Source organism: Kitasatospora sp. NPDC101108 (assembly GCF_055584725.1).
Genome location: NZ_JBVJLM010000036.1, coordinates 1 through 18,093, shown reverse-complemented (window position 1 = coordinate 18,093; position 18,093 = coordinate 1). Strand labels below are relative to the sequence as shown.

Sequence of the window (18,093 nt, the reverse complement as noted above, 5' to 3'; positions counted from 1 at the left end):
CGGCGTTCCCGGCCGGGGCAGGCCCTAGCGGGCGGCGGCTGCCGCGGCCGCCCGCCAGTCCTCCAGGCGGCGGATCCGGGTGTGGGTGTCCGGGTGGGTGGAGAGCAGGCGCTGCCCCAGACCCGGGCGGACGGCCCGGCCGCCGTTCTCCCGCGCGGCGATCGCCATGGCCTGCTCCTCGTCCCGCAGGAAGCCGTGGAAGACCTCGATCATGGCGTCGGCGAAGCCGAGTTCGGCGGCCTGGACGTCCGCCCGCAGCTCGGAGCGCCGCCCGACCGCGGCGAGCAGGTACGGCGTGACCAGGACCAGCAGCAGCGGCGGGAAGGAGAGGGCCACCGCCACCACCAGGACGACCGAGACCAGCCCGACCACCAGGGCGCCGAGCAGCGAGAACACCGAGGCGATCTGGAAGGCGATCACCGCCGCGATCCGGAAGGCCGCCCAGGCGATCCGGGCCGGCATCGAGTACCAGTAGCCGAGCAGGGTCGCCCAGGCGTGACCGCCGCGGTGGTGGCCGAGCTCGTGGGCGAGCACGGCGGCGAGCTGGGCGTCGGGGAGGGTCTCCAGCGCGTAGCGGGTGACGCCGACGATGTGGCCGGCGGCCGCGGTGGCGTTGATGGCCTTGTGGTCCTCGATCCACAGGTCGTACGCGTCCGGGCTCACCCCCGCCTTGGCGGTCACCTGGTGCCAGATCGGCTCCAGCCTGGTCAGCTCGGAGTGCAGGGCCGGACGCATCCGGAACAGGTAGCGGGCGAGGAGCTTCTCGGTCGGGCGGTGGAAGACCAGCGCGCCGGAGGCGATCCAGGCGCCGATCAGCAGCAGGTTGAACGGCTCGGCCAGGAACAGCGAGATGATCCCGATCACCAGCAGGCTGCACAGGAAGTGCGGGAGCTGGAACACCAGTTGGCCGATCGCGGTGGCGTCGGCGCCGCGCTGGCGGGCGGCCAGGTGGATCCGGCCGGTGTGCGGGTCGATGTCGACGGTGGGGTCGAGGACGGGCGGCCGCGGCGGGGCGGGCGGCGGGGCGAAGCCCTGGGCGGGGATGCGGGGCGGTTGCTGCGGGGGCGGGGTGGCCGCCGGGTACTGCGGCGGGGTCATGCCCGGGTACGGCGGCGGGGTCGCGGTCGGGTACTGGGGCGGCACGGCCGTGGTGGGGTACTGGGGAGGGGGCGCGGTCGGGTACTGGGGCGGTACGGCCGTGGCGGGGTACTCGGGCGGGGTCGTGCCCGGGTACGGCGGCGGGGTCGCGCCCGGGTACTGGGGAGCGCCCTGCGGGTGCTGCGGCGGGACGGTCGGGTGCTGCGGTGGCACGGTCGGGTACTGGGGCGGGGTGCCGGGGTACTGCGGCGGCGGGGCGTCCGGGTAGCTCGGTTCGGTCATGGTGGGGTCCTCGGGGACGGGACGCGCGCGCGGCGGCGTCCGTACGGTGCTGGGCTGTGCAGGACGGTGCGGGCGGTGCGGGCGGTGCTGGACGGGGCGTGCTCCGCCGGTTCAGCCCAGGAACAGGGCGGTGACCAGCGGGAACAGGCCGGCGCCGAAGGCGAGGATGCCGACCCGGACCCAGGAGTGCTTCCGCGAGACGATCAGGCTGTTCTCCGCGAGCGCGGCGCGGACGGCCTCGGCGGCCAGTCGCTCGGTGTCGGCCAGGGCGTCGGCGAGCAGTCCCTGCTCGGCGGCCAGCCGGATGTCCCCGAAGTAGCCGAGCGGGCGGCCCGGGCGCCAACTGCTGCGGCGGAAGCGGGGCAGCACCGCGAACAGCAGCGCGACCAGGGAGACGGCGATGCCGAGCCCGCCGAGGGCGAGCAGCACCTTGGCGGCGCCGGACAGCTGCTGCGGTGCCCAGCCGGTGCTGGTCAGCAGGCCGCCGAGCACCCCGACGATCACGCCGAGGGCGGCGACCAGGACGGCGGCCTTGCTGTCCGCGCGGGCGATCTCGGTGCGCAGTTCGGCGAGCAGGGCGGCGCCGGGCGGAGGTGCCGGCGGAGTACCGGTGGACGCGGTGGTGGTGGGTGGGCCGGTCACGGCGGGGCTCCTCGGGTTCACTGGGTGAGCGGAGGGTTCGGGCCCTTGTCGAGCCGGGGTCCGCCCGGTCCGGGCGAGGCCGGACCGGCGGGCCGCTGCCGCAGGAGGGCTTCGAGCGCGGCCCTGGCGTCCTGGCGCGGGCCCTCCAGCTCGAACTCCTCCAGGGTGTTCTGGTCGAGCAGCCGCTCGATCACGTGGAGCTGGCCCTGGACCAGTTCCTGCTGCTCGTCCTTCAGGTACTTGAGGGCCTCCTTCAGGTCCTCGGGGTGGGCGGCGACCTGGAGGGCCCAGGCGGTGACCCCGCCCTGCTCCAGGTGGTACTGGTAGAACTTCGCCTTCGCGGCGAGGATCTCGTGGGACTCCTCGACCTGCCGGAGGGCGTGCGGGTGCGCCTGGGTGTCGAAGTGGTAGCCGCGCAGCCGCTCCTTCTGTTCGCGGGCGGCCTGGTCGATGTCCAACTGGACGGCGCAGCGCACCCGCAGGCCCTCGGCCTCGGCGACGGGGTACTCGTCCAGCGCCTGCTGGACGGCGGTCTCGGCCTCGCCGCTCTGGTCGGTGGTGAGGTTACGGGTGACCGCCCGCATCCGCTGCCGGATCCGGGGGACGAGCAGCGCCGGGACGTCCCGGACCCGGCTGGCCACCACCAGCTCCGCCGCCGACACCTGCCAGTCGATCTCCACCACGGCCTCGAAGGCGCCGACGTCGTCCCGGCCGGGCAGCCGCTCCTCGGCCCGCAGGTGGTGCAGGCCGAGGTCGACCTCGAAGGCGGCCTGGTAGCCGCGGCCCACCAGGTCGCTGAAGCCGGGGCGGTGCGGCGGCAGGTAGACCTGGTGCTCACCGGACGGCGTGGTCAGGACCAGGGCGGAGTCGGCCCGGGCGTTCGGCCGCTTGGGCAGGCCGAGCGTCCGGCCGAGCGGGTGGACCGTCAGGACCGGGTCGACGAGGTCGCCGGCGGAGAAGTCGGGGCGGTGTCGTGCCGACATGCGCGGGTGCTCCAGGATCGGGACGGGTTCGGGTGGTTCGGCCTCAGCCGCCGGGCAGGACCGGGGTCGCCGGGCTGCCGGAGCGGACGGTGCGGACGAGGTGGTCGAGCCGCTGGCGGTCGCGCTCGGTGACGGCCAGGTCGTCGAAGAGTTCGGTGAGCCGGGCGGTGGTCTCCGGCTGGTCCGCGGCGCCGATCAGCCAGCCGCGCAGCACGCCCAGGGCCGCGTCGCGGTAGCGGCGGTCGTCCAGTGCCGTGCGCCACAGGGCGACCAGCAGCGAGCGGACGGGGACGGGCTCCTCGGGGGCGGCGAGCACCGTGACGCTGACCACGCTCCCCGGTTCGGGGCGCGGGCTGCGGGCGTACCAGTCGAGCAGCAGCGGCCGGCCCACGGCGGTGTCCTCGGTGCGCTGGGCGGCGGTCAGGAAGACCGCCAGGGCCAGCTGCCGCAGGGCGGCCGGGCCGGTGAGCCAGCGGACCAGGGCGCGCAGCACCTGCTCGGCCTCGGCGGAGAGCAGCAGCAGCTCGGCCGCTTCGAGCAGGCCGAGCACCTGGAAGCGGTCGGCCCGGTCGGCCGCCGGGGGCGGGCCACCGTGCTGGAACCGGGCGGCGAGCTGGTCGAGCTCCCCGTCGCTCAGCCGTTCGGCGGCCAGCACGAAGGCCTCCAGGGCCTGGGCGGGCAGGAGCGGGCCGAGCAGGGCGTAGCAGCGGATGGCGGTCCAGCGGCGGCGGGCACTGTCGTCGCCGGCCCAGCTGCGCAGGATCCGCGGGACGGCGGCGGTGCCCGCGTGGTAGGCGAGGGCGAGGCTGTTGGCGGCCTGGAGGCAGAGCCGGAAGTCCTTGGCGCCGGACCACGGGCCGAGCAGCCCGCTCATGGTGGCGGAGAGGTCGACGGAGGCCAGCAGGGCGGTGGTGGAGGCGACCCGGGTGCGGACCAGGGCTCGGGAGTCGGTGGCCAGGGCGTTGAGCCAGCCGGTGATCGCGGGGCGGGCGGAGGGGTGGCTCGTCCAGACCTCGCGCAGCAGGGTGGGCGAGGTGCGGGGGTCCAGGAAGGAGGCCATCCGCTGCGGCACCGGGCCCCACGGGGTCTGTTCGGTCTCCTCGGTGAGTTCGGCGCGGGCGAGGGCCATGCGCTCCTCGACCGAGCTGCCGAAGGGCGGGATGCCGTCCGGTTCCCCGGCGGTGCGGATGGTCTCCAGGCGCCGGAACAGCTTGTCGGCGCACTCGGCGGCGAGCGTGTACGGGGCGTGGTCGAAGACGGCCAGGGAGATCAGGAACGCCTTCTCCTGGAGCGGGAGCTTGTCGTCCCCGAACCAGCGGCCGACCTTCTCCTGGACGATGCCGTGGCCGAAGTCGGCGAGGTCGGAGGGGCGGTCGGTCTCGGGGGAGTAGCGGGCCAGCTTGACGGCGAACTCGGCGACTTCGCGGATCGGCGGGTACTTGGCCAGGAACTCCTCGACGGGTTCCAGGGAGAGCAGGTGCCGGCCGGAGGGCAGGCCGTCCCGCAGGGCGTCCAGGTGGGCGCCGAGGACGAGCCCGGGGTCGGGCGGCTGCCAGTCGACGGTGGGGAGTTCGCGGATCGCGGCGGAGCGGGTGGTGGTGACCACCAGGTAGCCGTCCTGCTTGGCGAGGGTCTCCCGCAGGCGGTCGAGGTCGGACCGGAGCAGTGGGCGGGTGCGGGGGGTGGTGTAGTCGGCGAGCAGGTAGCCCGGGGCCGGTTCGGCGCCGGTGAGCAGCGCGGTGGGGGAGACGCCGGGGTCGAGGTTGCGGATCCGGCGGATGCCGAGCGTGTGCAGCAGCATCAGCGCGGCGGAGCGCCGCCCGGTGTCGGCCCGGCCGGTGAGGATCAGGACGCGGTGCTCGCGCAGCTGTTGGAGGGCCTGCTGGAAGGCCGGGCCGGGGCGGAAGACGGTGGTGAGGGCGGCGAGTTCCTCGGCGGGGACCTCGCCGGAGGCGTGCGGCGGGGCGCCGAAGGCGGAGCCGAACTGGTAGACGGTGGTCTTCGGGCCGGTGACGACGTCGCCGTGGACCTGCCCGCCGGAGACGGTGTGCCGGTCCCCGCCGATCAGGTCGCCGCCGAAGTGGGGACTGCCGCCGGCGAACAGGTTGTTGCGGCCGGCGAAGCCGTCCGGGACGTGCTCCAGCAGTTCCTGGACGGCCTCCAGGGCGTTCTGGGGCTCCTCGGGCGGGGCCTCCTGGAGCTCGTCGGGGTCGAGCGGCTGGGCTGCGGCGTCCGGTTCGGCGGTGGCGGTCATCGCTCGCCGCCCACGGTGTTGCCGGTGTTGACGTCGCCGTGGACCTCGCCGCCGGAGACGATGTGCTGGTCGCCGCCGATCAGGTTGCCGCCGAAGGTCGGGGTGCCGCCGAGGAACTGGAAGCCGGCGGGGGTGCGGCTCCCGGCCGGCGCGGGGGCGGCGGCCGGGGCGGGAGCCGAGGCCGGTGCGGGGCCGGGGGCTTCGACCGGCGCGGGCGCGGGTTCGCCGTGCAGCCAGGCCGTGAAGTCGCCCTCCTTGCCCTGGACGGTGACCCGGTGGAACGCCTCCGGCAGCAGTCCGCCGTGGCCGTGCCGGACGATGCCCTGGTAGAGCGCGTCGGAGACGCCGAGCACGCAGGGCCCGTCCCGGTGCCGCAGCGCGTCGCGCAGGGCGGTGGAGTCCAGCAGCCGGAAGGCCTGGTTGAGGTCCCAGCCGACGGCGCCGCCGAGTGCCCCGCCGAGTTCCTGGACGGCGACCTCGCCGGAGGCGAGCACGATCCGCAGCCGTACCCGGGCGCCGGCGGCCGCGAGGCGGTTGTTGGCGTGCAGCAGGACGGGGGTCTCGTTGATCAGCGCGTGCAGCAGCCGGGGCTTGGGGACGGTGGGGCTGATCAGGGCCATCACGGAGTCGCCACGGTCCTCCAGGCGCTGTTCGGCGGGTTCGACACCGGCGCTGCGCAGCGTCTCGTGCAGGACGGAGTAGAGCATCCGGCGCATGAACGCCTGCTCGACGTCGTCCCGCCTGCCGAACTGCTCGATGTCCAGCAGCAGGATGGTCTGGTTCACCGGGTCGGTCATGGTCGCCTCTCGGTTCGTCGTCGGGCCTCAGCCTGCCCGTTGCGGGCGTGTCGGTGTGAGCGCCGATGAGGCACTCGCTCTGTGACGGTGTGCACAGAACCTCGGTGCGGTTCAGCGGACTTGACCGGGCCTCCGGAGCAGTTCGGGGCGGGCGATGACCAGCGAGCGGCGGCTGGTGACGACGATGCCGCGGTCCCGCAGTGACTTGAGCAGCCGGGCGACGGCCTCCCGGGAGGCGCCGACCGAGCCGGCCAGTTCCTGCTGGCTGAGCGGGACGGAGACGACGATGCCCTCGGCTGTGCGCCGGCCGTGGGTGCGGGCGAGTTCCAGCAGGAGGTCGGCGAGCCGCTCGCTGACGGTGAGCGAGGCGAACTTCAGGCGGTGGTGGTCGGCGGCGCGCAGCCGGTCGGTGGACAACGCCAGCAACTGCATCGAGGCCGCGGGGGTGCGCTGGAGGTAGGCGGTGAAGGCGGCCCGGTCGACGGCGCTGGTCTCGACCCGTTCCAGCGCGGTGACGGTGGCCGCCCGGGGCCTGCCGCTGAGCGCGGCGGACTCGCCGACGATGTCGCCGGGGCCCCGCAGGGCGAGCAGCGCCTCGTACCCGTTCTCGGCGGCGGCGGTCACCTTGAGCCAGCCGCGCAGGACGAGCAGGACGTGGTCGGAGGGCTCGCCCTCGCGCAGGGCGGTGGTGCGCGCGGGGTAGTCGAGCCGGCGGCCGAGGGCGAGCAGCGCGGTGCGGTCGGCGTGGTCGAGCCGGGCCAGGAAGGGCACCCGGTCGTCGAGGCCGTGACCGGTCGCTGGACCTGGTCCGCCGGGCGGCGTGTTGGCCATGCCTGATCAGCCCTCGTTGGGTTCGCCGTGGCGCGGTCGGGCTCGGGAACGTCGGCGCGCGGGCCACAAGTTACTCGCGAAGCGGCCGCCGCGCCGGTGAATCCGCGAATTCCCCCTCGGGAGCCCGCTCCCCCTCGCGGGGGAGCGGCGGGAACCGCTCCGGCGGGGGAGGCGGCGGAGCGGGCGGCCGAGGGAGGCTTCTGGGCGTCGGGACGACGGGGCTTGCGGAAGGGGCCGGACATGAAGCGGGTGCTGGGCGCGGTGGCGATCACGGCGGCGGTGGTGCTGGGGATGCAGGGGTGCCTGCCGTTCTGGGAGTCGGACGAGCACAGGACGGTCAGCTACGGGGTGGCCGACCCGGTCAAGGAGCTGGTGGTCGAGGGGGAGGACGGCGGGGTGGTGGTGACCGGCACGGGGGACGCGGTGCAGGTGGTCGAGCGGCAGACCTACCGGGGGGACGCGCCCAGGACCTCCCACGAGGTGAAGGACGGCGTGCTGCGCCTGGCGTACTCCTGCTCCTCCTGCGGGGTCGGGTACGAGGTGCGGGTGCCGGCCGGTACCAAGGTGCGGATCAAGGAGGAGAACGGCGGGGTGCGGCTGGTCGGGCTGTCCGCCGAGGTGGAGGCCTCGGTGGAGAACGGCGGGGTCGAGGCGATCGGGCTGACCTCCCCGACCGCGCACCTGAGCGCGACCAACGGCGGGGTGCGCGCGGACTTCGCGGCGGCGCCGACGATCCTGGACGCCGAGGTCGGCAACGGCGGGGTGCGGCTGGGGGTCCCGTCCGCGGAGGCGTACACGGTGACCGCGCGGGCCCAGGACGGCGGCACGGACGTGGGTATCCCCTCGCACCCGGGTGCGGCGCACAGCATCACCGCGCGGGCGGGAACCGGTGGTGTGACGGTCAGCGGTGTCTGACCGGGCGGTGCCGGAGATTCTGCCGGTAGGGCATGATCTTCTCCGCGGGGGCGGGTTCCCCGGGTACGGGGGGGAGACCGTGGAGCGCGCGGCGCGTTGGCGGAGCCGGACGGCCGGGCTGAGTCCGTACGTGCTGGACACCTTCCTGGCGGTCTGCTCGGTGGCGGTGTCGGTGTGGTCGGTCTACAACGACGACACGGACTGGCCCTGGTGGGTGTACCCGCTGGCGGCGTCCACCTCGATGTTCCTGCCCTGGCGGCGACGCGCCTCGCTGCCCCTCCTGCTCGTCGGCAGCCTGCCCTCGCTGGTGCTGTCGGTGGTGGCGCACTCGGCGAACCCGCAGGTGCCGCTGTACGCGGTGATCGGGATGTACACGGTGGCGGAGCGCTTCCCGGACCGGCAGCGCTGGACGGTGCTGGCGGTGGTGGTGGTCGCCAACGTGATCGGCACCCACTCGCCGAACGGCGCGCTGTTCAGCGTGCTCACCTCGGTCGGCTCGTTCGTCTTCGGCGCCCTGGTGCGCAGCCAGCGGCAGTTGGTCCGGGTGGAGGCGGAGCGGGCGCGGGAGGCCGGGGTGCGGGCGGCCAGTGAGGCGGCCCAGGCGGTAGCCGAGGAGCGCGCCCGGATCGCCCGGGAGATGCACGACATCCTGGCGCACGCCGTCTCGTTGATGGTCATCCAGGCCGAGGCCGGGCCGCTGGTGGTGCGCGACAACCCGGAGCGGGCGATCCGCGCCTTCGACACCATCGCCGATTCCGGCCGGGACGCGATGGTCCAACTGCGGCGGGTGCTCGGAGTGTTGAAGGATCCGGAGGCGGGCCGGGAGCTGGCGCCGCAGCCCCGGCTGGCCGAACTCGCGGACGTGGCCGAGCGGGTGCGCCGGTCCGGCCTGGGGGTCGAGCTCGAACTCGCCGACGGGCTGGGCGCGTTGCCCGCCGACGTGGAGGCGGCCGCGTTCCGGATCGTGCAGGAGGCGCTGACCAACACGGTCAAGCACTCCGGGGCCGACCGGGCCGCGATCCGGGTGCGGCGCGCCGGCGAGGTGCTGGAGGTGGTGGTCTCCGACAACGGCCGCGGTGTGCCGCTGACCGCCGACCGTACGGTGGCCGGCTGGTCCGGCGGCCGGGGGCTGGTCGGCATCCGCGAGCGGGCGGCGGCCTGCGGCGGCCGGGCCGAAGCCGGTCCGGGGCCGGAGGGCAGGGGTTTCCTGGTGAGTGCCCGGCTGCCGCTGGGGCCGGCGGGCGTGGTGGAGAGGGTGGGCGGATGACGCCGATACGGGTGGTGGTCGCGGACGACCAGGAGCTGGTGCGGGCGGGGTTCGGGATGATCCTGGACGCCCAGCCGGACATCGAGGTGGTGGCCGAGGCCCGCGACGGCGCCGAGGCGGTCGAGGCGGTGCGCGCGCACAATCCCGACGTGCTGCTGCTGGACGTCCGGATGCCGGTGATGGACGGCCTGGAGGCGGCCCGCCGGGTCTGCGAGGAGTTCCCGGCCACCAAGGTGATCATGCTGACCACCTTCGACATCGACGACTACGTCTTCGACGCGCTGTACGCGGGCGCCAGCGGCTTCCTGCTGAAGGACGTCCGGCGGGACGACCTGGCGCACGGGGTGCGGATGGTCGCCTCGGGCGAGGCGCTGCTCGCCCCCTCGGTGACCAAGCGGCTGATCGGCGAGTTCGCCGCCCGCCGGCCGGGCAGCCCGGAGCGGGCGGTGCGGCCGCCGTCCAAGCTGCTGGAGCAGCTGACCGTGCGCGAGCAGGAGACGCTGCGGCTGATCGCCCGCGGGCTGTCCAACGCGGAGATCGCGGCCGAACTGGTGGTCAGCGAGCACACCGTGAAGACCCACGTCAGCAACGTGCTGAGCAAGCTCGGGCTGCGCGACCGGGTGCACGCGGTGGTGTTCGCGTACGAGGCCGGCGCGGTGGTGGCGGGGGAGTCCTGAGGCACTCCCCCGCACGGGGGAGAGGCCGGGTTCGCCGGTGCGGGCGATCCGCGACGAGGGGCTCGGACGGAAGGCTCCGGGGTGTCGGAACGGACCCCGGCCGGCGGGCACGGGCAGTGCCCGCGGGCCCCGGAGACCACGGGAGAACCCCGCATGAACGCCCTTCGCAACAGCCGCCTCGCCGGCTGCGCCGCCGTCGGCGCCCCCGCGCTGATGGCCCTCTACGGCGGGATCCGCCTGGTGCCCGGCTCGCGGCAGCCGGGCCTCGGCTGGACCGCCGGGCACACCGCGATGTTCGCCGGCCTGCTGCTGTTCGTCCCGGTGCTGCTCGCCCTGCGCGGCCTGCTCGCCCCGCGCGGCACCGCGGTCGGGCGGCCGGCCGCGAACGCCGCGCTGGGGACGGCGTTCGCGGGCCTGCTGGCCTCGCTGGTGCAGATCGGGATCGACCTGTACGTCGGCGTGGTCTCGGCGACCAAGGACGAGCAGTCGCGGCTGTTCGGGCGGATCCAGGACGTTCCCGGGGTGCTCCCGGCCGTGTACCGGGTCGGCCCGCTGCTGTTCTACGTCGGCCTGCTGGCCCTGCTGGTCGCCGCCTCGGTGGGGGCGGGCCGGACGCTGCGCTGGTGGAGCCCGGTGCTGATGCTGGTCGGCACGGTCGCCACGGCGGCCGACCTGGCCTTCATCCCGCTCGCCGCCGCCTGCTACCTCGGCGCCCTCGCCCCGCTGACCCGCCCGGCCACCGCCCTGCGCCCGGCGCTGGTCTGACCGGCAGCGGCCCGACCGGGCGGTGGGCCGACCGCCGGCGGCCCGACCGGTCGGTGGGCGGTCAGCTCATCCGGAACACCGGCCCGCGCGGGGTGAACGGCAGCGCGGCCCCGCGCGGGACGAGGAAGGCGTGCTCGCGGCGCACCCGCAGCACGTCGCACTCGCCGTCGGTGATCACCAGGACCGGCGCCCCGGGCGGGAAGTCCTCGGCCCGCTCCAGCAGGTCGATGCCCGGCTGGAGGACGGTGCCGCCCCGCCCGTGCACCCGCAGCCGCCCGGCGATCTCCTCGACCGGGAGGTACCCGGCGTCGTGCGGGGCGGCGTCGCAGTGCACCACCCGGGCGGCCGGGACGTCCCGGGCGGCGGCGTACGAGGCGATCGCGCCGAGCGCCTTGCCGAGCAGTGTCCGGTCCATCGAGCCCGAGGTGTCCAGGACGACGCCGAAGGTGCAGCGCGGGACCTCCTCCTCGGGGCGGTAGCGGCCGGCCCGGGGGATGTCCGGGGTGGCGGACTGCCGGCGGGCCGGGCGGGAGTAGCTGCGCAGCGGCTCCGGGCTCGGCACGAACTCGTCGAACCAGCGCGCCAACAGGGCGTCCCAGGGCAGCGGGGGGTGGGCGAGCGCGCGGATCTCCTCGACCAGCCCGGCCGGGAGCAGGCCGCGTCCGCGCTGGTGCATTTCGAAACCCTGCTGGAGGCCGCGCCGGTAGAAGTCGTCCAGGTCCACGTAGTCCCGGCGCGGCCCCAGCGGCTCGCCGAGGATGTCGGGGCGGTTCTTCCCGGCCAGGGTGGCGAGGCGGCGGATCCGGCGCTGGTCGCGGGCGATCCGGTCGTACACCTCCTCGGCCGACAGGCCCTTCAACTGCGGGTCGTGCAGCAGACCTTCGGGCATCTCGCCGACGCCCATCTCCAGCAGCCAGCCGTTGATGACGTAGTCGGCGGCGACGTTGAACAGGAACGGGTCCCGCCCGCCGCGGCGCTCGCCGTGCCGCAGGGCGGCGTGCAGGATCTCGTGGCCGAGGATGAACCGCCACTCCTCGTCGGAGTGTTGGCGCAGCGGGTTGACGTAGATCTCGCCGGCCTCGGCGTCGACCGCGGCGACGGCGATGTCGTGCGCCCGGGCGAGTTCGGCGTCGGCCACGACGGTGAGGCCGGCCGCGATGCCGCCGAGCAGGGGGTACGAGGAGACGAACCAGCCGAGCGCCCTGGTCCAGGGCCGCGAGGGCAGGCGTTCGCCGGTGTCGGCGTCGACCCGGCCGCCGGCCCGGTCCATGGCGGCGGACATGGCGCGGGTGAGCGCGGCCGCGAAGGCCGTCTGCCAGTCCTCGGGGGCCTGGGCGCGGCCCTGCCACTCGACCAGCAGCTGGTCGCGCGCGGCGGTGCCGGCCGTCCCGGCGGTCCCGGCCGCGGGCAGGCCGTCGCGGCGCCAGCGGGTGGCCAGCTCCTCCTCGTCGCCGCCCGGGTACTCCTGGGGGAGTGCGACCGGGGCGCGGCCGACCGGGAAGGTGGCCAGGAAGCGGTTGACCACGGCGCAGCGGGCGGCGGCCTGGTACGGGTCGGGCTGGGTCCGGGCGCCGCGGGCGGCCGGGAGGTGGCCGAAGCCGAGGTGCAGCAGGCCGTGCGCCAGCACCCAGGCCCACTCCTCGGGGTCGGCCCGGCGGCGCGGGTTGACGTGCAGGGTGCCGTTGGAGTCCACCACGGCCCAGCCGTCCGGCGGGGCGGTGGCGCAGTCCTCGGTGCGGCAGACGTCGGCCCGCAGGGCGGCGAAGGCCGGGTTGAGGCGCAGCAGCCGGACGCCCTCGGCGAAGGCCTCGGCGCCCGGGTCGGGCTTCTTCCGGTCGGCCGGCGCGCGCTTCACCGGCGGGCCTCGACCAGCCGGGGCATGTCCCGGGCGGCCTCGATCAGGAACCAGGAGGGCAGCACCGGGTTGCCGTCCGCGCCGTCGGCGATCACCGTCTGGGCGACCTCCACCGAGATCTCGGCCAGCTGCACCAGCAGCGACTTGGCCCGGAACGCGGTCTGCCGCTGCGCCCCGGAGGCGTGCTCCTTGCTGGCGGGCAGCTCCTTGACCAGCCGGCCGCGGAAGGAGTCGGCCAGGTAGTAGAGCAGGTCGCGGTCCTCCGGCCGGTGCGGCCAGCGGGCGTCGCCCTTGAGGATCGCCTCCAGGCCGAAGGAGTTGCGGACGATCTTCGCGTAGCCGCAGAAGGCGATCGCGTGCTGCGGGGTGAGCAGCCCGTGCGCGACCACCTTGAGGGTCTCCTCGTCCAGGGTGGGGCCGAAGGAGTGCAGCGCGTCGGAGAGCATGTGCCAGGCGCGCGGGGTGGAGAACGGCTCCTCGGTCTTCGGCGGGGCGGACCACAGGTGGTCGGGCCGGTCGGTGAGGTGGTCGAGGATCCAGGGGTGGATGCCGGCTTCGGCCGCCCAGCGCAGCCAGTCCTCGGAGCTGGCCCGCAGGTGGACGTGGATCATGCGGTTGACCAGCGCGGACGCCATCGGGCGGGCGAGCGCGCCGTCGGTGGCGCGGTTCCCGGCGCCGATCACGATCGAGCCGGGCGGCAGCTCGTACGAGCCGATCCGGCGGTCCAGGATCAGCGAGTAGAAGGCCTTCTGGACGTCCGGCGAGGCGGCGTTGAGCTCGTCCAGGAACAGGCAGTACGGCTCGTCGCGGGCGATCTGCTCGGGCGGGCAGAACCGGGAGCGGCCCTCGGGGGTGAGCTGCGGGACGCCGATCAGGTCCTCCGGGGCGAGCTGGGTGCCGACCAGGCTCACGCACTCCAGGCCCAGCGACTCGGCGAACGCCCTGACCAGGGAGGACTTCCCGATCCCGGGTGCCCCCCAGAGGAACACCGGGCGGACGGTGGCCAGGCCGAGCAGAAGCTCGGGGACCTGGGCGGGCGAGACGCTGACTGCTCCCTGCACGGGGCTCCTTCGTGACAACGGTGCGTTACCGGCTCAGTGTGCGGTGGGAGTTGCCCGGGCGCACCGGATTTTCGGTGGCCGGGGGCCGGTCGGCGGCCGTACCGTCCGGGGCATGAACGCCAAGCGACCCCTGATCGCCGTGCTCACCGGCGCGGGCATCTCGACCGACTCCGGCATCCCCGACTACCGCGGCCCGCAGGGGCTTTGGCAGCGGGATCCGTCGGCCCAGAAGCTCGTGACCATCGGGCCCTATCTGGCCGACCCGGAGGTGCGGAAGCGGGCCTGGCTGCTGCGCCGCGACGCCGGCGCGCTGGCCGCCGAGCCCAACGCCGGGCACCGGGCGCTGGTCGACCTGGAGCGCTCCGGGCTGCCGGTGCGGGTGCTGACCCAGAACGTGGACGGGCTGCACCAGCGGGCCGGCCTGCCCGCCCGCAAGGTGCTCGAACTGCACGGCACCGCACGGGAGGTGCAGTGCATGCGCTGCCGGGTGGTCGGGTCGATGGCGGAGGCGCTGGCGCGGGTCGAGGCGGGCGAGCCGGACCCGGCGTGCCGGGACTGCGGCGGGATCCTCAGGCCGCGCACGGTGATGTTCGGGGAGGCGCTGGACCCGGTGGTGCTCCAGCAGGCCGACGCGATCGCCAAGGCCTGCGACCTCTTCGTCGCGGTGGGGACGAGCCTCCAGGTCTACCCGGTGGCCTCGCTGCCGCAGATCGCGCTGGAGGGCGGTGCCCGGCTGGTCGTCGTGAACGGTGAGCCCACCGCCTTCGACGAGGCCGCGGACGAGGTGATCCGGGAGCCGATCTCGGTGGCGCTCCCGGCGCTGGTGCGGAAGTTGCTCGCCGAGCAGGCCTAGAAGGCGAGCAGGCCTGGAAGGGCGGGCAGGCTGAGAAAGGGACGCACCGCCTGCATACGATGATCCTTCCGGCTCCCCCTCACGGCCTGGAGTGATCGAGCGATGACGACGGCGAAGTTCGACCCCTGGTCGGCCGAGTTCGTGGCCCACCCGTACGACGCGTACGCCGAACTGCGCGAGCACGCGCCGGTGACGTACCACGAGCCGACGAACCAGTGGCTCGTCTCGCGCCACGAGGACGTCAGCGCCCTGCTGCGTGACCGGCGGCTCGGCCGCACCTACACCCACCGGTTCAGCCACCAGGAGTTCGGCCGCCCCGAACCCGACCCGGCGCACGAGCCCTTCCACACCCTCAACGACCACGGGCTGCTCGACCTGGAGGCGCCCGACCACACCCGGATCCGCCGCCTGGTCTCCAAGGCCTTCACCCCGCGCATGGTCGAGGGGCTGCGGCCCACCGTCCGGCGCCTCGCGGGCGAACTGGTCGACGGGTTGCTCGCGGCCGGCGGCGGGGACCTGGTCGCCGCCGTCGCCGAGCCGCTGCCGGTCGCCGTGATCGCCGAGGTGCTCGGCGTGCCGGAGGGGGACCGGCACCTGCTGCGCCCCTGGTCGGCCGACATCACCGGAATGTTCGAGCTCAACCCGAGCGAGGAGACCGCCCGCCGGGCCGTCACCGCGAGCATCGAGTTCTCCGACTACCTGCGCGCCCTGATCCGCGAGCGCCGGGCGAACCCGGGTGCGGACCTGATCAGCGCGCTCATCCAGGCCCAGGAGGGCTCCGACGCGCTCACCGAGCAGGAGATGGTCTCCACCTGCGTGCTGCTGCTCAACGCCGGTCACGAGGCGACCGTGAACACCACCGGCAACGGCTGGTGGGCGCTGTTCCGCAACCCCGGCGAACTCGCCCGGCTGCGCGCCGACGTGCAGGGGCTGCTGCCCACCGCCGTCGAGGAACTGATGCGCTGGGACACCCCGCTGCAGATGTTCGAGCGCTGGGTGCTGGAGGACATCGAGGTCCGCGGCGTCACCGTCCCGCGCGGCGCCGAGATCGCCCTGCTCTTCGGCTCCGCCAACCGCGACCCGGAGCGCTTCGCCGACCCCGACCGGCTCGACCTCGGCCGCACCGACAACCCGCACATCACCTTCGGCGCCGGAATCCACTTCTGTCTGGGCGCGCCGCTTGCCAGACTGGAGCTCACCGAGTCCTACGGCACGCTGCTGCGCCGGGCCCCGGGCCTGCGGCTGGTCCGTGAGCCCGAGTGGAACCCGGGCTACGTGATCCGAGGGCTCAAGGAACTGCTGGTCGAGGTCTGAGGACCGAGGACCGAGGGGGGAGAAGGCCGTGGGCAAGGCTACGGGGGCACTGCTGGGGCTGGCGATCGGCGACGCGATCGGCCGGGTGACCGAGTTCAGGAGCGTCGAGGAGATCGCCGCCGACGAGCCGGACTGGCGGCGGCTCCCGCTGCCGAAGAAGGCGTTGGTCACCGACGACACCCAGATGACGCTCGCCCTCGCCCGCGGCCTGCGCACCGCCCTCTCGCGCGGGACCCTGACCCCGCTGCGCCTGGAGCGGCCGGTCCGCGAGGAGTTCGTCGACTGGTGGCGCTCCCCGCAGAACAACCGCGCCCCCGGCATGACCTGCCTGCGCGCCTGCGAGCGGCTCAGCCACGACAAGTACCGCTGGCAGCAGGCCAGCGACGTCGGCTCCAAGGGCTGCGGCGCCAACATGCGGGTCGCCCCGGTCGGGCTGATCCGCGAGCTGGACGCCCGGCAGCTCTCCGGCGCCGCCCAGCTGCAGTCCGCCCTCACCCACGGCCACCCGACCGCCCTCGCCGCCAGCGACCTCACCGCCTACGCCGTCCGCAAGCTCGCCGAGGGCGTCCCGCCCGCCGGATTGCCCGCGGTGTTGCGGGCGTACGCGCTGGCGAGCCGCGAGCGCTACGACGAGTTCTGGCTCGGCGACCTCGCCGACCGCTGGTACGGCTCGTCCCCGCAGGCCGTCCTCGCCCGCGGCTGGGACGACTGCCTCAAGGTCCTCGACCAGCTGCAGGCCGCGCTCGCCGCACCCGACGTCGAGGCCGATCCCTGCCTGGCCACCGGCGAGGGCTGGGTCGCCGAGGAGGCCTTCGGCACCGGCCTGCTCTGCTTCCTGCTGCTGCCGGACGACCCGGTCGCCGCCGTCCGCCGGGCCGCGTACAGCTCCGGCGACTCCGACTCCCTCGCTTGCCTGACCGGCGCCTTCGCCGGCGCGTACCACGGCGAGGCGGTCTGGCCGGCGGAGTGGGTCGAGCGGATCGAGCACCGGGACGAGCTGCTGGAGTTCGGCGCCCTCTGGGACTGAGAGCCGGGGGCGGCACCGGAACCCGATCGCGGGGCGGCGCGTCGAAGGGCCATGACGAACAGCCGCACCGGAAACCGTCGTCGCGCCGCCCTGCTTCTCGCCGCCGTGCTCGCCGCGCCGCTGCTCGGCGGCTGCGGCAGCACCGGCGCCGCCACCGGCACGGAGCTGCGAGCCGCCGCGCCGGCCAGTCGGCCCGCCGTGGACCCGGCCCAGGTGGCCGCTACCGCCAAGGCCACCGACGCCTTCGGGCTCGACCTCCTGCACGCTCTCACCACGACGCCGGACGGCGCGGGCCGCAACACGGTGGTCTCGCCCGTCGGGCTGGCCACCGTGCTCGGGATGCTGATGCCCGGGGCGCGCGGCGCGACCGCCGACGAACTCGCCAAGGCCCTGCACACCGGACTCGACCCGAAGCAGTACGCGCTCGCCGTCGGCGCGCTCGACCAGCGGACGAAGAACGGGGACCAGCTCACCCTGCACCAGGCCGACGAGGTCTGGACGCAGCAGGGCTTCCCGGTCGAGCCCGACTACCTGGCCGCGCTGGCGGCCGCCTTCGACGCCGGGGTGCACACCACCGACTTCACGAAGGATCCCGAGGGCAGCCGCAAGGCGGTCAACGCGGCCGTGGAGAAGGCCACCGAGGGGCGGATCAAGGACCTGTTCGCCCCGAAGACGATCAACCCGGACACCCGGCTGGTCCTCACCGACGCGCTCTACCTCAAGGCCAAGTGGGCCTCCGAGTTCAAGCCCGGGCACACCGCCGACCGCCCGTTCCACAAGCTGGACGGCACCGCCCCGAACGTCTCCACGATGAGCCAGACCGGCGAGTTCAAGTACGCCGACGGCTCCGGCGGGATCGTCGGAGAGCCCTGGCAGGCCGTCGAACTCCCCTACGCGGACGGCAACCTGGCGATGGACCTGATCGTCCCCGCGCAGGGCGGCTTCGCGGCCTTCACCAAGGGACTGGACCAGCCCCAGCTCGACCGGATCCTCGGCGCCCTCGCCGAGCGGCCCGTCGACCTGCAGCTGCCGCGCTTCCACTTCGACACGTCCAACGAGCTCACCCCCGCGCTGCGTTCGCTCGGCGTCCACTCGGTCTTCGACAACGCCGACCTCAGTGGCATCGCCAAGGAGCCGCTCGCCGTCAACATGGTCGTCCAGAAGGCCACCGTCCAGGTCGACGAGGAGGGCACGGTCGCGGCGGCCGGCAGCGGCGTCGGGATCGTCGCCGGGGCGGCGCCCGCTCCGCGCGACCCCGCCCAGCTGCACATCGACCGGCCGTTCCTGTTCCTGATCCGGGACACCTCCACCGGCCGGCCGCTGTTCCTCGGCCAGGTCACCGACCCGCAGGCGAACTAGACGAGTAGTTCCGAAGTGGGTCAGTGGTCGTAGGCGATCAGTGAGCGGGTCACGGGCTGGCCTGTGGTCCGGTTGTGCCAGATCGCGCAGGTCATCGCCAGTAGCCGCTGGCC

At 74.6% G+C, this 18,093-nt stretch carries 16 protein-coding genes and 1 pseudogene; 8 read left to right on the top strand and 9 right to left on the bottom strand.

Annotation, left to right across the window (positions count from 1 at the left end; all coding sequences use genetic code 11):
* Positions 1–24: 24 nt before the first annotated feature.
* The 6 genes from ACZ6Z8_RS37510 to ACZ6Z8_RS37485 all read right to left on the bottom strand — a co-directional run bounded on the left by ACZ6Z8_RS37510 (position 25) and on the right by ACZ6Z8_RS37485 (position 6,887).
* On the bottom strand, positions 25–1,380 hold the full coding sequence (locus ACZ6Z8_RS37510; RefSeq protein ID WP_465614454.1) for a M48 family metalloprotease: 1,356 nt from the start codon (positions 1,378–1,380) through the stop codon (positions 25–27).
* A 111-nt stretch (positions 1,381–1,491) separates the two neighbouring features.
* On the bottom strand, positions 1,492–2,022 hold the full coding sequence (locus ACZ6Z8_RS37505) for a Pycsar system effector family protein (protein WP_465614453.1): 531 nt from the start codon (positions 2,020–2,022) through the stop codon (positions 1,492–1,494).
* A gap of 17 nt (positions 2,023–2,039) precedes the next feature.
* On the bottom strand, positions 2,040–3,005 hold the full coding sequence (locus tag ACZ6Z8_RS37500) for a hypothetical protein (RefSeq protein WP_465614452.1): 966 nt from the start codon (positions 3,003–3,005) through the stop codon (positions 2,040–2,042).
* A gap of 43 nt (positions 3,006–3,048) precedes the next feature.
* The gene (locus ACZ6Z8_RS37495) at positions 3,049–5,259 is read right to left on the bottom strand and encodes a hypothetical protein (protein WP_465614451.1); all 2,211 of its coding nucleotides are present in this window, start codon (positions 5,257–5,259) and stop codon (positions 3,049–3,051) included.
* Positions 5,256–6,056 carry a hypothetical protein gene (locus ACZ6Z8_RS37490; RefSeq protein ID WP_465614450.1) on the bottom strand — a complete coding sequence of 267 codons (801 nt, stop codon included), beginning with the start codon at positions 6,054–6,056 and terminating at the stop codon, positions 5,256–5,258. Before ACZ6Z8_RS37490 ends, ACZ6Z8_RS37495 begins: the two co-directional genes overlap by 4 nt.
* 111 nt (positions 6,057–6,167) lie before the next feature.
* Positions 6,168–6,887 (bottom strand): Crp/Fnr family transcriptional regulator, encoded by a 720-nt coding sequence (locus ACZ6Z8_RS37485; protein WP_465614449.1) that lies wholly within the window; start codon positions 6,885–6,887, stop codon positions 6,168–6,170.
* 240 nt (positions 6,888–7,127) lie between these two features.
* Here ACZ6Z8_RS37485 and ACZ6Z8_RS37480 point away from each other — a divergent pair, with 240 nt between their 5' ends.
* The 4 genes from ACZ6Z8_RS37480 to ACZ6Z8_RS37465 all read left to right on the top strand — a co-directional run bounded on the left by ACZ6Z8_RS37480 (position 7,128) and on the right by ACZ6Z8_RS37465 (position 10,511).
* Positions 7,128–7,802, top strand: a complete 675-nt coding sequence (locus tag ACZ6Z8_RS37480; RefSeq protein ID WP_465614448.1) for a DUF4097 family beta strand repeat-containing protein — start codon at positions 7,128–7,130, stop codon at positions 7,800–7,802.
* Between the two features lie 130 nt (positions 7,803–7,932).
* A complete protein-coding gene (locus tag ACZ6Z8_RS37475; RefSeq protein WP_465614447.1) occupies positions 7,933–9,069 on the top strand; it encodes a sensor histidine kinase in 1,137 nt (378 codons plus the stop codon).
* The gene (locus ACZ6Z8_RS37470) at positions 9,066–9,746 is read left to right on the top strand and encodes a response regulator (RefSeq protein WP_465614446.1); all 681 of its coding nucleotides are present in this window, start codon (positions 9,066–9,068) and stop codon (positions 9,744–9,746) included. Before ACZ6Z8_RS37475 ends, ACZ6Z8_RS37470 begins: the two co-directional genes overlap by 4 nt.
* A 153-nt stretch (positions 9,747–9,899) precedes the next feature.
* Positions 9,900–10,511 carry a hypothetical protein gene (locus tag ACZ6Z8_RS37465; protein ID WP_465614445.1) on the top strand — a complete coding sequence of 204 codons (612 nt, stop codon included), beginning with the start codon at positions 9,900–9,902 and terminating at the stop codon, positions 10,509–10,511.
* A 61-nt stretch (positions 10,512–10,572) separates the two neighbouring features.
* On the opposite strand, the gene ACZ6Z8_RS37460 is transcribed toward ACZ6Z8_RS37465, so the two are convergent.
* Both ACZ6Z8_RS37460 and ACZ6Z8_RS37455 read right to left on the bottom strand, forming a co-directional pair.
* A complete protein-coding gene (locus ACZ6Z8_RS37460; protein WP_465614444.1) occupies positions 10,573–12,366 on the bottom strand; it encodes a vWA domain-containing protein in 1,794 nt (597 codons plus the stop codon).
* Positions 12,363–13,427 (bottom strand): ATP-binding protein, encoded by a 1,065-nt coding sequence (locus ACZ6Z8_RS37455; protein WP_465614443.1) that lies wholly within the window; start codon positions 13,425–13,427, stop codon positions 12,363–12,365. The genes ACZ6Z8_RS37460 and ACZ6Z8_RS37455 overlap by 4 nt, the downstream gene beginning before the upstream one ends.
* Before the next feature lie 112 nt (positions 13,428–13,539).
* Here ACZ6Z8_RS37455 and ACZ6Z8_RS37450 point away from each other — a divergent pair, with 112 nt between their 5' ends.
* From ACZ6Z8_RS37450 to ACZ6Z8_RS37435, 4 genes are all read left to right on the top strand, one after another.
* Positions 13,540–14,280, top strand: a complete 741-nt coding sequence (locus ACZ6Z8_RS37450; RefSeq protein ID WP_465614442.1) for an SIR2 family NAD-dependent protein deacylase — start codon at positions 13,540–13,542, stop codon at positions 14,278–14,280.
* 102 nt (positions 14,281–14,382) lie between these two features.
* The gene (locus tag ACZ6Z8_RS37445) at positions 14,383–15,594 is read left to right on the top strand and encodes a cytochrome P450 (RefSeq protein WP_465614441.1); all 1,212 of its coding nucleotides are present in this window, start codon (positions 14,383–14,385) and stop codon (positions 15,592–15,594) included.
* Positions 15,595–15,622: 28 nt separating this feature from the next.
* Positions 15,623–16,621, top strand: coding sequence for an ADP-ribosylglycohydrolase family protein (locus tag ACZ6Z8_RS37440; RefSeq protein WP_465614440.1), 999 nt, complete (start codon positions 15,623–15,625; stop codon positions 16,619–16,621).
* Positions 16,622–16,672: 51 nt separating this feature from the next.
* On the top strand, positions 16,673–17,980 hold the full coding sequence (locus ACZ6Z8_RS37435; protein WP_465614439.1) for a serpin family protein: 1,308 nt from the start codon (positions 16,673–16,675) through the stop codon (positions 17,978–17,980).
* A 20-nt stretch (positions 17,981–18,000) separates the two neighbouring features.
* Here the strand turns inward: ACZ6Z8_RS37435 and ACZ6Z8_RS37430 are convergent.
* Positions 18,001–18,093 (bottom strand): annotated as a pseudogene (locus ACZ6Z8_RS37430) (IS982 family transposase); the annotation flags it as partial.

Bases quoted from the DNA above. Each gene is read 5' to 3' on its own strand.
- ACZ6Z8_RS37445 (WP_465614441.1), top strand. From the start codon at position 14,383: ATGACGACGGCGAAGTTCGACCCCTGGTCGGCCGAGTTCGTGGCCCAC.
- ACZ6Z8_RS37450 (WP_465614442.1), top strand. From the start codon at position 13,540: ATGAACGCCAAGCGACCCCTGATCGCCGTGCTCACCGGCGCGGGCATC.
- ACZ6Z8_RS37490 (WP_465614450.1), bottom strand. From the start codon at position 6,056: ATGACCGACCCGGTGAACCAGACCATCCTGCTGCTGGACATCGAGCAG.
- ACZ6Z8_RS37485 (WP_465614449.1), bottom strand. From the start codon at position 6,887: ATGGCCAACACGCCGCCCGGCGGACCAGGTCCAGCGACCGGTCACGGC.
- ACZ6Z8_RS37480 (WP_465614448.1), top strand. From the start codon at position 7,128: ATGAAGCGGGTGCTGGGCGCGGTGGCGATCACGGCGGCGGTGGTGCTG.
- ACZ6Z8_RS37510 (WP_465614454.1), bottom strand. From the start codon at position 1,380: ATGACCGAACCGAGCTACCCGGACGCCCCGCCGCCGCAGTACCCCGGC.
- ACZ6Z8_RS37435 (WP_465614439.1), top strand. From the start codon at position 16,673: ATGACGAACAGCCGCACCGGAAACCGTCGTCGCGCCGCCCTGCTTCTC.
- ACZ6Z8_RS37500 (WP_465614452.1), bottom strand. From the start codon at position 3,005: ATGTCGGCACGACACCGCCCCGACTTCTCCGCCGGCGACCTCGTCGAC.
- ACZ6Z8_RS37470 (WP_465614446.1), top strand. From the start codon at position 9,066: ATGACGCCGATACGGGTGGTGGTCGCGGACGACCAGGAGCTGGTGCGG.
- ACZ6Z8_RS37465 (WP_465614445.1), top strand. From the start codon at position 9,900: ATGAACGCCCTTCGCAACAGCCGCCTCGCCGGCTGCGCCGCCGTCGGC.
- ACZ6Z8_RS37495 (WP_465614451.1), bottom strand. From the start codon at position 5,259: ATGACCGCCACCGCCGAACCGGACGCCGCAGCCCAGCCGCTCGACCCC.